The 708-nt window shown below is 52.3% G+C and carries 1 protein-coding gene; it reads right to left on the bottom strand.

Annotation, left to right across the window (positions count from 1 at the left end; translation table 11 throughout):
- Nucleotides 1-127 precede the first annotated feature (127 nt).
- Nucleotides 128-313 (bottom strand): dsRNA-binding motif domain-containing protein, encoded by a 186-nt coding sequence (locus B7G66_RS16725; protein ID WP_003621646.1) that lies wholly within the window; start codon nt 311-313, stop codon nt 128-130.
- Nucleotides 314-708: the final 395 nt, after the last annotated feature.

Here is a 708-nt window from a genome sequence, read left to right as displayed (position 1 = left end):
GGAAAAAGCTTCACCAAAAACCTTTATGATTTCAGGATATTATTAATCCTGAATTTTCAAACCATGTCCCAAAAGAAAGGGCCGAACCCTTTCGGACCCGGCCCCTTCTGCCTGATCGACAGGGCAATCAGGCGACGGTGCGTCCGTCTTCCTTCGCCAGTTCCTTGACGCGGCGCAGGAAAGACACGGCATAGTCATCGCCTTCCATCTTGGACGAAAAGCCGCCAAGCGTCGTCGTCAGGCCGCCCACGCTTACGGTGATGGAAAACTTGCCCTGTGCGTCGGGGCCCTGCGTTTCTACGGTTTTGCTCATGTCTCTATCCCCCATGGTTCATGACGGGCCAGTACGGCCTGCTGTCATGATATTATGGGGATGACCACCCCACAGTTCCATGCCATCGCCGCGCATGACTGCGCGGTGCGAACAGCATATGGATGTTTGACCGACATCATGGAAAAGACGCCATACATGGGGGCGGTGCCCCAGATTCCCCGCCATTGCCATCATGCGTACCCCGTCATCAAACCGTGCCGTGTTTTGCACCTGTCCCGGACGGCCTGTATCGGAAGGATCTCGGTAAAGGACTGTTTTAAAACACCCGATCAAGAGAAAACGGGAACATTTCCGGCGTTACCCTGTTTTTTAAAAGTCAGGCGCAATAATATCCTGAAATCATAAAAGTTTTTGGTGAAGCTTTTTCCAAAAAG

The sequence above is a fragment of the Novacetimonas hansenii JCM 7643 genome, assembly GCF_000964405.1.
Lineage (GTDB): Bacteria > Pseudomonadota > Alphaproteobacteria > Acetobacterales > Acetobacteraceae > Novacetimonas > Novacetimonas hansenii.
Note: the sequence above shows the minus strand (reverse complement) of the source record. Positions and strands in the feature narration are given on the sequence as shown.